This window comes from Pseudomonas sp. PME37.24/025 (genome assembly GCF_055556615.1).
In genome coordinates, this window is record NZ_JBVHNK010000166.1 from 1 (window position 1) to 274 (window position 274).

A 274-nucleotide genomic window follows, 5' to 3' on the forward strand; every position below is an offset into this window, starting at 1 on the left:
GTGCTGTCGGTAATCCTGCTGCCGGCGCTGGCGGCGGTGGCGATCTGGCTGTATGTAGTCGTATTCGTCTTCACCGGCTTGTGGTTCCAGTTCTATTGCCTGGAAGCGCTGCTGCGCCATCGCAGCGGCCAGGCACCGGATGGGCCGCCGGACGCGGGCGTCATCGACGTGACGCCACGTTGACGCCGGTTTGATGGTTTCTACCCGAGACGAACCCGGGGCAGGGCAATCCGTCCCCGGCCCGAATCGGGCATAATCGCCGCAGTGTTTCATC

The 274-nt window shown here is 64.2% G+C and carries 1 protein-coding gene; it reads left to right on the plus strand.

Features of this window, described 5'->3' with window-relative positions; all coding sequences use genetic code 11:
- A partial coding sequence (locus ACZ3HH_RS29925; protein WP_465810187.1) for a hypothetical protein occupies window positions 1-183 on the plus strand: 183 nt, incomplete at its 5' end.
- Window positions 184-274 lie beyond the last annotated feature (91 nt).